The following is a 13,865-nucleotide window of genomic DNA, read 5'->3' as shown; positions in this document are numbered from 1 at the left end:
ATGATGCCGAAAGTTCGGTGAATATCTCACTATGCGGCTGAACTTGAGACGTGCGGGCGTTCTCGTGACATCACGTTGTTACCATGGGGCGTTATGAGCGAAGAAAACTATATGCGAATCATTGACCTGCGTGGTAAGAAGCTGACCCGAGCTGAAATGCTGGAGGCTATGCCCCGTGCCGAGATGGGCACCAACGAGGCGACCGAACTCGTGCAGCCCATTCTTGACGATGTGAAGGCCCGCGGTGCTGCGGCCTTGCGTGACTTCGCGGAGAAATTCGACCATATCCGTCCGGAGAATCTGCGCGTGCCGGTGGCAGCCATGAAGGCCGCCGTCGACGAGTTGGATCCGGAAGTGCGTGCCGCCATCGAAGAGTCCGTGCGTCGTTCCCGCGCCGTGTCCGCTTCCCAGGTGCCGGCACCGTTCCACACCGATCTGGCTGAGGGTGCCCGCGTTTCCGAACGTTGGATTCCAGTGCAGCGTGTCGGTCTGTATGTGCCTGGCGGCAAGGCCGTCTACCCAAGCTCCGTCATCATGAACGTGGTTCCGGCACAGGCCGCCGGCGTGGAATCCCTCGCCATCGCAACCCCGCCGAGCCGTAACAATGCTGACGGTCTGCCCGACAAGACCATTCTCGCCACCTGCGCCATTCTTGGCGTTGACGAAGTGTATGCGGTCGGCGGTGCTCAGGCTGTGGCCATGTTCGCCTACGGTGCCAAGGGTTCCGAACCGCAGGACGGCGAGATCCTGTGCGATCCGGTTGACAAGATCACCGGTCCGGGCAACATTTTCGTCGCCACCGCCAAGCGCATGGTGTCGGGCATTGTAGGCATCGACGCCGTGGCAGGACCGACCGAAATCGCCATCATCGCAGACAAGGGCGCTAACCCGAGCTGGCTGGCCGCCGATCTGATCGGCCAAGCCGAGCATGACGAACTCGCCGGTTCCGTGCTCATCACCGACAGCGAAGAGATTGCCGAACAGGTGCAGGAGGATCTCAAGTACCGCGTGCCTCGCACCGAGCATTCCGAGCGTGTGAACACGTCGCTGCGTGGTCGTCAGTCCGGCATCATCCTCACCGATGACATCGAACAGTCCATCGACGCGGCCAACGCGTACGCCGCCGAACACCTTGAGATCCAGACCGCCGACCCGGATGCCGTGATCGCCAAGATCCGCAACGCCGGTGCCATCTTCCGTGGCCCGTACTCTCCAGTGCCGCTGGGCGACTACATGTCCGGTTCCAACCACGTGCTGCCGACCTCCGGCACTGCACGTTTCGCCTCCGGTCTGGGCGTGCACACCTTCATGAAGCCGGTCGAAGTCATCGAATACGACGAGCAGGGTCTGAAGACCCTCGCTGCTCGCGTAAATGCTTTCGCCGTTTCTGAAGATCTGCCGGCACACGGCGAAAGCGTGCTAAGCCGCTTCATCGACGATCCATACAATAAGGAAACCATCAAGGAACAGGAAGAGCAGGCAGGCCTTCGATGAGTGAGACTTCCAGCAACGCCATTCCGGCATATCTTCCGCTGCGCAACGATCTGATCGGCGAAGAGCCGTACGGTGCGCCGCAATTGGACGTGCCTGTATGCCTCAACGTCAACGAGAATCCGTATGCGCCGGAACCGGCAGTGGTCGAAACCATCGCACAGCGAGTCAAGGAAATCGCCCCGACTCTCAACCGTTACCCGGATCGTGAGCATATCGCGTTGCGTCAGGCATTCTGCGACTATCTCGAACGCGAGTCTGGCGTCAAGCTGGAAGTCGACCAGCTGTGGGGCGCCAACGGATCCAACGAGATTATGCTGCAGCTGTTCCAAGCTTTCGGTGGTCCAGGGCGCATTGCGCTCAGCTGCGATCCGACGTATTCGATGTATCCGGAATATGCCCGCGACACGTTCACCACATGGAAGCTTGCGCACCGCAACGAGGATTTCTCTCTGAACGTCGACGCCACCATCAAAGCCATCGAAAACGTCAAGCCTGCCATGATCGTGCTCACCAGTCCGAACAATCCGACCGGCACCCCGCTGAAGATGGACGATCTCAAGCGCGTGCTCGACGCTGCCAAAACCGCTGAAGTCGAAGGTGCCGCCGAAGGCGTGCATCCGGTGGTCGTGGTGGACGAAGCCTACATCGAATTCCGTGATCCAGGCACGCCCACCGCGCTCGAACTCATCGGCGAGTACGAGAACCTCGCAGTGAGTCGAACCATGAGCAAGGCGTTCGCCTTCGCAGGCGCACGAGTCGGCTACCTGGCCGCCAACAAGGGCATCATCGACTGCGTACGCATCGTGCGTATGCCGTACCACCTGTCGGCCGTCACCCAGGCTGCCGCCCTCGCCGCATTCGAACATACCGACGAGCAGCTCAGCCGTGTGGCACACCTGCGCGACATCCGCAATCAGACCGCAGCATGGCTCAAGGAACAAACTTACAAGGGCCAGCCGCTCGAAGTGGCCGAAACACAGTCAAACTTCATTCTATTCGGCGGGCATTTCGACAATCGCGACCGTATCTTCGACGAGCTGCTCCAGCGTGGCGTGCTCATCCGCACCGTCGGCCCTGACGGCTGGATGCGCGTATGCATGGGCACCGACGGGGAAATGGCACGTTTCCGTGAAGCCTTGGTCGAAGTGTTGCGTATTGTGGAACAAGATTGAGCACATACGGGATCGAACCAACACAACAGGACCGAACATTTTCCAAAAGGAGTCGCAACATGGCGCGTACCGCAACCATCGTTCGTGAAACCAGCGAATCCAAAGTTGAACTGAGCCTGAATCTCGACGGCACGGGCAAAACCGACATCGACACTTCGGTGCCGTTCTACAACCATATGATGACGGCGCTCGGCAAGCATTCGCTGATCGACTTGACCATCAAAGCCACCGGTGACACCGACATCGACGCGCACCACACTGTCGAAGACATCGCCATCGTGTTCGGCGAAGCGTTGAAGCAGGCATTGGGAGACAAGCGCGGCATCCGTCGTTTCGCCGACGCTACCGTGCCGTTGGATGAGGCGCTCGCCAAGGCTGTAGTCGATATTTCCGGACGTCCGTACTGTGTGTGCACTGGCGAGCCGGAAGGTTTCGAATACTGCATGATCGGCGGCCATTTCACTGGATCCCTCGTGCGTCACGTTATGGAATCCATCGCCATGCATGCCGGAATCTGCCTGCATCTGCAGGTGATCTCCGGCCGTGATCCGCACCACATCGCCGAAGCCGAGTTCAAGGCCTTGGCGCGTGCGCTGCGTTTCGCCATCGAGCCGGATCCGCGTGTCGACGGTATTCCGAGCACGAAGGGCGCTCTGTGATGAGCGACGATCGAAATAACGATTTCGACGATTTCCAAGGCTTCGACGGATCAAAAGATTTCGGTGACCTCAACGCTGACGGCATGCATTTCAGCGAAGAAGAATTGGAAGCGGCCATGGCCGGTTTCGAGCAGGAATTCAAAGATGCCGAAGCAACCAAGAATGAGCGGGCGGACAATCCGTCATCTGAAGCTTCCGATTCTTCTGAAGCTTCCGGCAATGCGGAATCCTCCGAATCCTCGGGAATTGACGACATGCTCAACGCAGCTGAGGATTCGTTGAAATTCGAAGACGAACTGCAGGGACTGCTTGGCAATCGTGCGAAAGTGGCGGTGATCATCACCAGACTGACCTCGCCACGATTGCTGTCGGCATTCTGCGAATTGTCCGATATTTCCGCGCAATGCATAGGATCGGCGCAAGGTGCTGTCGCGGTGCTGCGCAATCTCGACGGAGACGGTCCGGAAGCGGCGGTCAAAGACATGACGATCGTCGTTGCCGGCATGCCTGCGATTCTTGCCGTCAACCGTGCGGACAAGCTCGAAGCGACGATGTACGTGGAAGGCAAGGCAGGCAAAACTTTCGCTCCGCCGGTGCTATTCACCTCCACCGCACCGTTCGTTGAGGATCTCATGCTTGGCATCACCGATATGAACGCGCTGGAACAGGCGGATATGACCATTTTCGATTCCGCCGACCTCGATCGGGATGCGGCAATGAGCATTATCGCCGAGCATACGCGGTTCGGACGCGGCACATCAAGCATCAGTTAACGACGGCAAACGTGAGTCATCCTGCTGAACATGAGTTATGCGACACAAGACGACTCACGCCATAGAACAACGAATGACACAAGAAGGAGAACGCCCATGACTTCCGTGGTGGTTTTCGATTATGGTTTCGGCAACGTGCGTTCCATGGTTCGTGCGCTGGCCAATCTCGACCTTGACGTGACCCTCACTTCCGACCATCGGCAGGCCTTGGAAGCCGACGGTCTGGTGGTGCCCGGCGTGGGCGCTTTCGGTGCATGCATGGAAGGCCTCAAGTCAGTGGGCGGAGACACCGTGATCAAGGATCGTCTGCGTGCCGGCCGACCGGTGCTTGGCGTGTGCGTGGGCGAGCAAATCATGTTCGAACGTGGTATGGAGCATGGCACCGGCACTCCGGGCCTTGGTCTGATCAAGGGCGACGTGGAACTGCTCGACGCCGATGTGGTACCACACATGGGATGGGACACCGTCGAGGCGCCGGAAGGTTCCGTGCTCATGAAGGGCGTGGAGAACGAGCGCTTCTACTTCGTGCATTCCTTCGCCGCGATGAGCGCCGCTCCCGCCGACACGTCCGACGACCAGCTTGATTTCGGTGACGCCGAGGAGCGCGTGACCTGGTGCACGTACGGACGCAGCCGTTTCGTGGCAGCCTACGAGCGCGGTCCGCTGTTCGCCACGCAGTTCCACCCTGAAAAGTCCGCCGAAGCGGGGTCGCAGCTGCTGCGTAATTGGGTTGCGACATTCTGATGATATGAGATCGTCATCGCTCGTTTTGACGATGACTTCATATATACGATTGATACACGCTTATTTGATGCACATCCATGCGATTGCCATGTAATGGCGATCGGTTGATCACAGAGAGGTACAGACATGTCTTTGACGTTGCTTCCTGCCGTCGATGTTCGTGATGGCAAGGCCGTTCGCCTGCGCCAAGGTGAATCCGGTTCGGAAACCGACTACGGTTCGCCATTGGAGGCCGCTCGCACATGGGTTGAGTCCGGTGCGGAATGGATTCACCTGGTCGATCTTGACGCCGCGTTTGGCACAGGCAACAACCGTGACCAGCTGCGTGCCATCGTCAAGGAACTGGGCGACAAGGTCAATATTGAAATGTCCGGCGGTGTGCGTGACGATGCATCGCTCGATGCGGCCTTGGAAGCAGGAGCAGCCCGTGTGAACATTGGCACGGCCGCTCTTGAGAATCCGGATTGGACCGCTTCCGTCATCAAGAAGTACGGTGATCGCGTGGCAGTCGGCCTCGATGTGCGCGGCCACACCCTCGCGGCACGCGGATGGGTGAAGGAAGGCGGCGACCTGTTCGAAACCATGGCGTTCCTGGATTCCGTCGGATGTTCTCGTTACGTGGTCACCGACGTGGCTCGTGACGGCATGATGAGCGGCCCGAACATCGACTTGCTGCGTGAAGTCGCGGAACGTACCGATGCGAAGGTCACTGCGTCCGGCGGCATTTCCAAGCTCGATGACCTGCGTGCCATCAAGGAGCTTGCCGACTTAGGCGTGGACTCCGCCATTCTCGGCAAGTCGTTGTACGCACGCGCCTTCACCTTGGAAGAAGCGCTCGAAGTCGCACGCTGAACATTGCTCGACAAGACAATGATGATAGGACCGTCCACAACGTGGACGGTCCTATCGTATTGCGGCGCGTGTTAACGACTTTCGTAACATGCGCATGGAACGATGGGGCACTATGGATAAACAGCAAGAGTTTGCTTTGCGCACAGTCGAAGAACGCGACGTGCGCTTCATTCGTTTGTGGTTCACGGATGTGTTGGGAACATTGAAGTCCGTGGCTATCGCACCGGCTGAATTGGAAGCTGCGTTCGAGGAAGGGCTCGGATTCGACGGCTCCGCGGTGGAAGGCCTCACCCGTGTGTCCGAAGACGATATGATCGTCAAACCCGATCCATCGACCTTCCAGATTCTGCCGTGGCGCGGCGGTCCGCAGGGCACCGCGCGCATGTTCTGCGACGTGCTCACCCCTGATGGCGAGCCGTCGTTGGGCGATCCGCGTCATGTGCTGAAGCAGGCTCTGTCGAAAGCCAAGGAAAAGGGCTTCACCTTCTACGTGCATCCGGAAATCGAATTCTATCTGTTCGAAAGGCAGGATGATTGGTCCCAGACGCCGACTCCGATTGACGAGGGCGGCTATTTCGATCATGTACCGCGCAGCCCTGGCATGGACTTCCGCCGTGCCACCGTCAACATGCTCGAACAGATGGGCATTTCGGTGGAATACTCGCACCATGAGGCGGGTCCAGGCCAGAACGAGATCGATCTGCGTTATGCGGACGCGCTCACCACGGCCGACAACATCATGACCTTCCGTACCGTTGTCAAGGAGATTTCGCTGGAGCGCGGCATTCATGCCAGCTTCATGCCGAAACCGCTTTCCGACGCTCCAGGTTCAGGCATGCACACGCATTTGAGCCTGTTCGAAGGTGACTCCAACGCGTTCTATGAGGCGGGTCAGGAATTCAACATGTCCGTCACCGCGCGCCAGTTCGCCGCCGGCATTCTGTACCATGCGGCTGAAATCTGCGCCGTCACCGACCAGTATGTCAACTCCTACAAGCGCTTGTGGGGCGGTAATGAGGCTCCAAGCTACATTTGCTGGGGACACAACAACCGTTCCGCGTTGCTGCGTATTCCGCAATACAAGCCAGGCAAGGGCAATTCCGCCCGCATGGAATTCCGTGCGCTCGATCCTGTCGCCAATCCGTACCTCGCATACTCCGTGCTTTTGGCCGCGGGGCTCGATGGCATCGACAAGCAGATGCAGTTGGGTGAGCCGACCAGCGATGACGTCTGGGAGCTTACTGATGCGGAACGGCAGGCCATGGGCATCCAGCCGCTGCCGGAGTCTCTTGACGAGGCGTTGAAGGTTATGGAGAAGTCCGACTTCGTGGCCAGCGTGCTCGGCGAGCACGCGTTCGAATACTTCCTGCGCAATAAGCGTCAGGAATGGGAGGAGTATCGCAAGCAGGTCACTCCGTTCGAACTGAAGAAGTACCTGCCGAAGCTGTAGCGGCTTTCCATAATCGAAAATCGCATATCAAAAACCCGCTGAAGTGGTCGAAAATGATCGCACAGCGGGTTTTTATATGCCTGAAAACTTGTATTTACAATTGCTGATCAGCCGCGTGGGGAACCGAACATTGAATTGTAGATGATCGCGAAATTACGATTGCCGTAGGTCGAACAGGCGTCGCCTTCGCCGACTCCTGCATCCAATGCGGCTGTATTCGGCTGATAAGGCGTGTAAATGTACAGCAGTGCGGTCGCCTTGTTTTCGATGTACACGTTGCTGCCGCCGCAGCTGGCGTCCGGATTGTATTGAATATAGTTGAGCGTGCCCGCATGGTATCCGTAGCGATCCTCATGCTGTACGTAATACTGGTAGCGTTTCGCTGCGCCATACACCTGTTTGAAGAAACCTGCATATTCCGGGTCACAGTTCGCGTCGTCCGGGCAGCTTAATCCCATGGCCGACTTGAATTGGAAATCGCTTGGATCGGTGGCGGTAAGCAGATGCTGCTCCTTTTGCAGCACGGTGAGCAACACTTTTTGACTGATGTCGCACGCCTTTCCCGATTTGTAGATGATCGCCGCGGCGCTTTCGTTCGGCCCTCCCTCATATGCTTCGCAGTATTCGTTGGCAGGTTGCGATTCGGTGCTAAACGTCATGGATTTCAAGCATTTCTCGCCGCTGCATGCGGCACCCTGTTTTTCGATGATGGCGTTCACCTGCTGCTCGCTCAACGCGTTCCCGTTGAAGAACAAACCATCTGAAATGATGTTGCCCGGATTGAAATCGTATTTCGTCTGCAATTGTTCCTGCGATGCGACCGCTTCATCTACTTGCACACGCCAGCCGACGAATCGCACCAATCCAACGATCAACGCGAGCGCGACGATACTGGCTATCAGTGTTTCACCGACCATGAGGATGCGTTTTGGGGTGTTTGCTTTTTCCCAGGCGTTACGGAGTTTAGTGAGGCTTGGCTGGTTGTTTTTCTTGGGTTTGCGGTTGTTTTTTGCTGTGGTGGTTGTCTTGCGTGTCATCGCGCGTCATTGTATCGCGTTTTGCCACGCATCTGACGCTGGTTGGGGTGTTTCTTACTGGCAATGTGTTGTGCGCGTTCGCGCCGAATTATAGCGTGCTCGTGGTGGCGCGAATCCTCATCGCGTTGGTATCTGGCACGCTGGTGGCCATCGCCATGACGTACGCGCCTGATGTGACAGCTGAACGGTACCGCACGAAGTTCATCGCATGGGTGTTTTCCGGCTTCTCTATCGCATCCGTGGTGGGTGTGCCGGTTGGCACGTGGGTTGCGAACACGTTCGGCTGGCGTTGGGCGTTCCATTTGGTGAACGTGCTTGCGATGGCACTTATTGTGCTCATGGTGATGGTGCTGCCGCGCAACAGCCATATTGTGAAGATTGGTTTTCTGCCGCAATTCCGCCTGTTTTTCGATCGTCGTATTCAGCTGGGCGTGCTTGACGTGGTGTTTGGCGCGTTCAGCGTACGTCGTCGTAGATTGGAATACGCTGGCGCATTGCATTCAGGACAGTCCAAAGGTGCTCAATTGCTGGAAATCACTGCGGAAACGATGATTTGGAGCGGTTTGGCGTGTGCCTCTTCAGCCGCTCTGTTGAGCGCGTATTGCGTTCGCATGAGCAGCGCCGATGCGATGACCGTATGGTTGGGTGCGATGCGCACGCCATGTGCGATATTCGCTGGAGTGATGGTATCAAGCATGCTCGTCGGTATGACGATACGTGAAACGCAGTTGTTCCGTTTCTTCAAGCAACGCTAGCCATCGCTAACCATGGTTCGGTTGAGGATGATTTCGTTAGGTTCCATTGCCGTCGATACTGGAAAACTGCAAGTATCGACGGCAATGGAATGCGAAAGATGATATGCGTTAGCCCAACGCTTTCTTGATGCGCTGCAGGCTGATCGGCTTCGGCGTGCCGAGTTCCTGCGCCCACAGTGATACGTAGAATTCCTCAAGCATCCAACGTGCGGTGGCCGCCTGCTTCATCAACGCCTCATGACGCGGACCTGCAGGCTCACGTTCGGCCTTCGCCATGGCCTTGTCAGCCAACTGCTTGGCCTCATCAGCCTCCCAAGCCCAACGTACATCACGATTCTTGTCGTTTTTCGCCTTATTTAAACGAAGCACGTCAGCATGCAAATACCGTTCAATCGACGCCAACGCATCTGGGGGAGTCTTACCAATGAATCCCGGATACACCAGCGTGGCGATATGCTCACGAATCGACTGCAAAACACTCAACATCGGCAGATCAGCCTTGCCTGACACGGCTTTATCAACCTCCGCATACCGCTTCAAAATAACGATCACATCATGCGCAACCGCATATACGGTATCTTCGAACACTTCACGCACATCAAGCACCGCATTCGCCAACGCCTCATCATCCGGCATTTCGTCAACATTTGGCAGCAAACGCTTCACCGCAGCCAACTGCAGATCCTCAGTAAGATCCTTCGTGGACTGATATGGCGCGGACGCCAACATCAACGCCTCCGCACCCAACCAACGCGACGAAATACGCTCGCTCGGCATACGCAAAACATCAAGCGCACCGCGCCACAGCATGGTGGAACGAGCTTCAGTAGTGGCACCAGCCTTGTGCAGCAGATTGGCCTGCTCCACAAGCTTGCCCTGATTCCCAGCGTTTTCCGCCTGCTTCTTCACCATCTGCCGTGCGGAAGCCTCGGCCTGCTCCGCAAACTTGCGCTGCAATTCCACCAACGATTTGCCCGTGCCAAGCACCTTGACGGGGCCCCGCGCATGACGCCTGCCATGCTGACTTTTGCGACTCGGAGGCAACTGTTGCTCCACCGAGAACGTCACGCGCAAATACGGCGTGAGTCTGCTCCACAATTCACCATTCAACACTTCAGGGTGTATTTGCGCACCAACAATGCTGATGGCTGCCTGCGTGAACACATGAGGCAAATCCGGCCACGCGGCCACACCCTCCGCATTGGCAGGAGCAAGATTCGGCTTCTGCTGGCTACCGGAACCAGGCAGATCCGGATACCTCTCATCAATCCACGCACGAATCTTACGAGCCGTATCAGGAGCGGGAACAAACTGCACGCGCAACGTCTTCGGCAACGATTTGATCATGCCGACAATTAACTCATCCAACAATCCGGGAACATTCCACGTGAACTGTTCCGGTGTCAAACGAGACAACACCTTCAACGGTACATGCACGGTCACGCCATCGTTTGGATCATGCGGATCATACACATAACTCAACCGCAAATCGATAGGGGAGCCGTCCGTACCCAACGTATGCCAATGATCCGGATAATCAGCCAACGACACCGACTCGGCATCAGCAAGACGCTCCACCTTCTCCGGATCAAAATCCAACAAATCCGGCTGCTCATCACGCGTCGACTTCCACCATTTCGCAAGATCCGCAACCGACGTGACAGTATTGGGAATCACCGAATTATAAAAATCGAACAGATCCTCATCACTGACCGTCTGCGCCATCTGACGTGTACGACTCGCATCGTCGGCGGCATCCTCCAACACATCGCGATTCTTCGCAATGAAATCGTCATACGAGAACCGCTGCTGAATATCACCCTCGACCAATCCCTGACGAATCAGAAAATCACGGGCCTCCAGCGGATTGATACGACCCCACTGCACCGTACGATCCTGCACGATCGGCAAACCATACAACAGCACCTTCGCGCTCGCCACCGCGGAGCCACGCGAACCAGACCAATGCGGATCCGCATACGTGGTTCGCGTCAATGAACCCGCCAACGGTTCAGCCCAAGAAGGATCGATCTGGGCGGAATATCGCGCCCACAAGCGGCTCGTTTCCACCAACTCCGTGCTCATTACCCATTGTGGTGTCGACTTGGCAACCGCGGAAGCCGGGAACAATGCGAAATGCGTGCCACGCGCACCCTGATAATCATTCTTCGCCATCTTCTGCGCACGCTTCATGGCACGCGCACGGGCAGCGCCCTTCAAACCAGCGAAATCAGATGCCTTCGGCTCACGCACGATCTGCATGCCCATCATCGACAACAAGCCCGAAAGCATCGACGTATGAATACCCTGCGCATCCCATGAACAACACAACGAATGCGCGGCCTGCTGATTCAACGGAAGCTGACGAATCTCAAGCGGAGGACGCGAAGCCGGAATCGGATCGCCAACCTTGAACTTGAATTCCTTGCACATCTCACGCAACTGCGTGACCAGATCCTTCCACTGACGGATGCGCAGCCAACTCAAATACTCAGTCTTGCAAATCCTACGAAGCGCGGAATTGCTTGGCTCGCCATCGGCTTGGAACACGCGATCCCACAAGTTCAACGCGGTCAGAAAATCACTGGACGGATCAGCATACCGGTTATGAATGCGGTCGGCCTCCTCACGATTCTCATCCGGACGTTCGCGAGGATCCTGCAAACTCAAGAACGCGACCACCACCAGCACCGCGGCCAACGTGTTTGGCGTAGTCGATTTCGCGGCCTCGATAATCATACGGCCCAAACGCACGTCGATTGGAATGCGTGCAAGCATGCGACCCGTATGCGTCAGCACAACCTCGCCATGCTTGCGCGCCACAGCCTTCAACTCGGTCAACTCGTTGAAACCGTCAGACACCGCCTTCATGTCAGGCGGATCGATAAAGCCGAAATCCGTAACATCCTGCGCGGTACGAGCCACACCCACCGACAGCATATGCAACACGACCGCACCCAACGACGTGCGCAGAATCTCAGGTTCCGTGAATTCCGGGCGCGTCTCGAAATCCTCCCGAGAATACAAGCGAATCGCAATACCATCGGCAATACGTCCGCAACGACCCGAACGTTGGTTCGCGCTCGCCTGACTGATCGGTTCAATCGGAAGCCGTTGCACCTTCGCGCTCTTCGAATAACGTGAAATACGGGCGGTGCCAGGGTCGACCACATAACGAATGCCCGGCACCGTCAATGACGTTTCGGCCACATTCGTAGCGATCACAATACGCTGATGATCATGCGGCTCAAACACGCGATGCTGCTCCTTAGCGGACAACCGCGCGAACAACGGCACGATCTCAATCGCATCAGGACGACGCATATCAATGGCACGCGGACCATAATGATGGCGCAGCGCATTCTCAAAATCATGAATGTCGCGCTCGCCCGAAGCGAACACGAGAATATCACGCGGGCCACGGTCATGACTCGAATGAATCACCAACTCGGCACAGGCACGCGCCACAGCCGTCGGCATGTCAACGTTCGGCTCGCGGGAATCCTTCGCGTCGGGAGCGGACGACAACGCCTCATAGTCGGCATCGCCCGGCATCGCGCCCGTTTCAAAACCGGGTACGGAACGCATCAACGCCGGAGCAGTGCCCAGCGGCTCATACACGACCTGCACGGGGTAGGTTCGCCCCGAAACCTCGATAACCGGCACTTTCGTATGCAAAGCATGTTCGAAATGCTCCTGAAACTTCACCGAATCGATCGTCGCCGACGTGATCACCAATTTCAGGTCACGGCGTTTCGGCAATAGCGCAGTCAAATAACCGAGCAGAAAGTCAATATTGAGACTACGTTCGTGCGCTTCGTCGATAACGATCGTATCGTATTGCATCAGTTTTGGATCGCGTTGAATCTGCGCCAACAGAATACCGTCGGTCACCACGCGAAGACGGGTCTTCGGTGAGCTCTCATCGGTGAAACGCACCTGATAGCCGACCTCGTCGCCCAAACGCACGCCCATCTCCGAGGCGATACGTTCGGCCACGGTACGAGCGGCCAACCTACGCGGCTGCGTGTGCACAATCTGCCTGCCATGCGATCCACGGCCCAATTCCAACAGAATCTTCGGCAGCTGCGTGGTCTTACCGGAACCCGTCTGACCAGATACAATCACCACTTGGCTCGACTTCACCGCCTCGGCAATATCACTACGTGCAGCGGAAACCGGCAGTTGGGAAGGATATTCGAATTTCATGCCTTCATAACCTCGATAACGCGGAAGCCCTTCGAACTCGCGTACTTACTTACCTCATAACCATTGCCAAGCTGCGTGGCAAGCCACGGAATCAACGAATCCGACCCCAGATTCTTCTGCACCACCAAATAGGCGGCACCGCCCGCATTCAAACGTGGCAGCCATGTCATCAACAGCTCATGCAGCACATCCTTGCCAACACGAATCGGCGGATTCGACCAAATTAGATCAAACGTCACATCAGAAGGGATCTCATCGGCGGTGACCGCACGAACGTTCCTCACACCATTGAGCTCGGCATTGCGACGAGTCAGATCCAACGCGCGTTCATTCACGTCCAACGCCCAAATATCAGCCTTCGGCGAAGCAAAACCAAGTGTCAACGCAATCGGACCCCAACCGCAACCCAAATCAAGGAACGTACCCTCCTCAGGAGGCTCCGGAGCCTGACGAAGCAGCACGGACGTTCCCAAATCCACGCGATTGCCGGAAAACACGCCATTGGAAACCTCAACATCGGCCTCATTGCCGCGCAACACAACATGCAGCCTCTTACGTACATCCTTCGACTGCGGATCAGCCGTGAAATACTGTTCGGCCTGTGCCATACCCACTCCTTGCAAACGCTCGCCTACGGCACCACGCAAGCCACGCTCGTCCACGTGGCGAATGCCCGATACCCATGTCTCTAGAGAATGATGATAATAAAGACACCATAGT

The 13,865-nt window shown here is 56.8% G+C and carries 11 protein-coding genes; 8 read left to right on the top strand and 3 right to left on the bottom strand.

All coding sequences use genetic code 11. From position 1 onward, the window contains the following. Positions 1-111 precede the first annotated feature (111 nt). The 7 genes from hisD (at position 112) to glnA (ending at position 7,144) form a co-directional block, all read left to right on the top strand. Entirely contained in the window at positions 112-1,494 is a 1,383-nt protein-coding gene (gene hisD, locus BBCT_RS06230) for a histidinol dehydrogenase (protein ID WP_172620121.1), read from the top strand. Further along, positions 1,491-2,666, top strand: coding sequence for a histidinol-phosphate transaminase (locus BBCT_RS06225; protein ID WP_003834314.1), 1,176 nt, complete (start codon positions 1,491-1,493; stop codon positions 2,664-2,666). Before hisD ends, BBCT_RS06225 begins: the two co-directional genes overlap by 4 nt. Positions 2,667-2,725: 59 nt before the next feature. Further along, complete coding sequence (hisB, locus tag BBCT_RS06220; protein WP_003834316.1) at positions 2,726-3,325, top strand: imidazoleglycerol-phosphate dehydratase HisB; 600 nt, start codon at positions 2,726-2,728, stop codon at positions 3,323-3,325. Next, positions 3,325-4,098 (top strand): hypothetical protein, encoded by a 774-nt coding sequence (locus tag BBCT_RS06215; protein ID WP_003834317.1) that lies wholly within the window; start codon positions 3,325-3,327, stop codon positions 4,096-4,098. The genes hisB and BBCT_RS06215 overlap by 1 nt, the downstream gene beginning before the upstream one ends. Before the next feature lie 96 nt (positions 4,099-4,194). Then, a complete protein-coding gene (hisH, locus tag BBCT_RS06210) occupies positions 4,195-4,842 on the top strand; it encodes an imidazole glycerol phosphate synthase subunit HisH (RefSeq protein WP_003834318.1) in 648 nt (215 codons plus the stop codon). 126 nt (positions 4,843-4,968) lie between these two features. Further along, positions 4,969-5,694, top strand: coding sequence for a bifunctional 1-(5-phosphoribosyl)-5-((5-phosphoribosylamino)methylideneamino)imidazole-4-carboxamide isomerase/phosphoribosylanthranilate isomerase PriA (gene priA, locus BBCT_RS06205; protein ID WP_003834319.1), 726 nt, complete (start codon positions 4,969-4,971; stop codon positions 5,692-5,694). 112 nt (positions 5,695-5,806) lie between these two features. Further along, entirely contained in the window at positions 5,807-7,144 is a 1,338-nt protein-coding gene (gene glnA, locus BBCT_RS06200) for a type I glutamate--ammonia ligase (RefSeq protein WP_033500473.1), read from the top strand. A 107-nt stretch (positions 7,145-7,251) separates the two neighbouring features. Here the strand turns inward: glnA and BBCT_RS06195 are convergent, their stop codons facing one another. Then, positions 7,252-8,181 (bottom strand): hypothetical protein, encoded by a 930-nt coding sequence (locus BBCT_RS06195; protein ID WP_003834321.1) that lies wholly within the window; start codon positions 8,179-8,181, stop codon positions 7,252-7,254. On the opposite strand from BBCT_RS06195, the gene BBCT_RS09475 reads away from it, so the two are divergent. Then, positions 8,154-8,936, top strand: a complete 783-nt coding sequence (locus tag BBCT_RS09475) for an MFS transporter (protein ID WP_407921699.1) — start codon at positions 8,154-8,156, stop codon at positions 8,934-8,936. The two genes, BBCT_RS06195 and BBCT_RS09475, sit on opposite strands and share 28 nt — an antisense overlap. A 108-nt stretch (positions 8,937-9,044) precedes the next feature. Here the strand turns inward: BBCT_RS09475 and hrpA are convergent, their stop codons facing one another. Next, the gene (gene hrpA / locus BBCT_RS06185; protein WP_003834323.1) at positions 9,045-13,145 is read right to left on the bottom strand and encodes an ATP-dependent RNA helicase HrpA; all 4,101 of its coding nucleotides are present in this window, start codon (positions 13,143-13,145) and stop codon (positions 9,045-9,047) included. Beyond that, a complete protein-coding gene (locus tag BBCT_RS06180) occupies positions 13,142-13,753 on the bottom strand; it encodes a class I SAM-dependent methyltransferase (RefSeq protein WP_051916907.1) in 612 nt (203 codons plus the stop codon). Before BBCT_RS06180 ends, hrpA begins: the two co-directional genes overlap by 4 nt. Positions 13,754-13,865 lie beyond the last annotated feature (112 nt).

Source organism: Bifidobacterium catenulatum DSM 16992 = JCM 1194 = LMG 11043, assembly GCF_001025195.1.
Classification (GTDB): Bacteria; Actinomycetota; Actinomycetes; order Actinomycetales; family Bifidobacteriaceae; genus Bifidobacterium; species Bifidobacterium catenulatum.
Note: the sequence above shows the minus strand (reverse complement) of the source record. Positions and strands in the feature narration are given on the sequence as shown.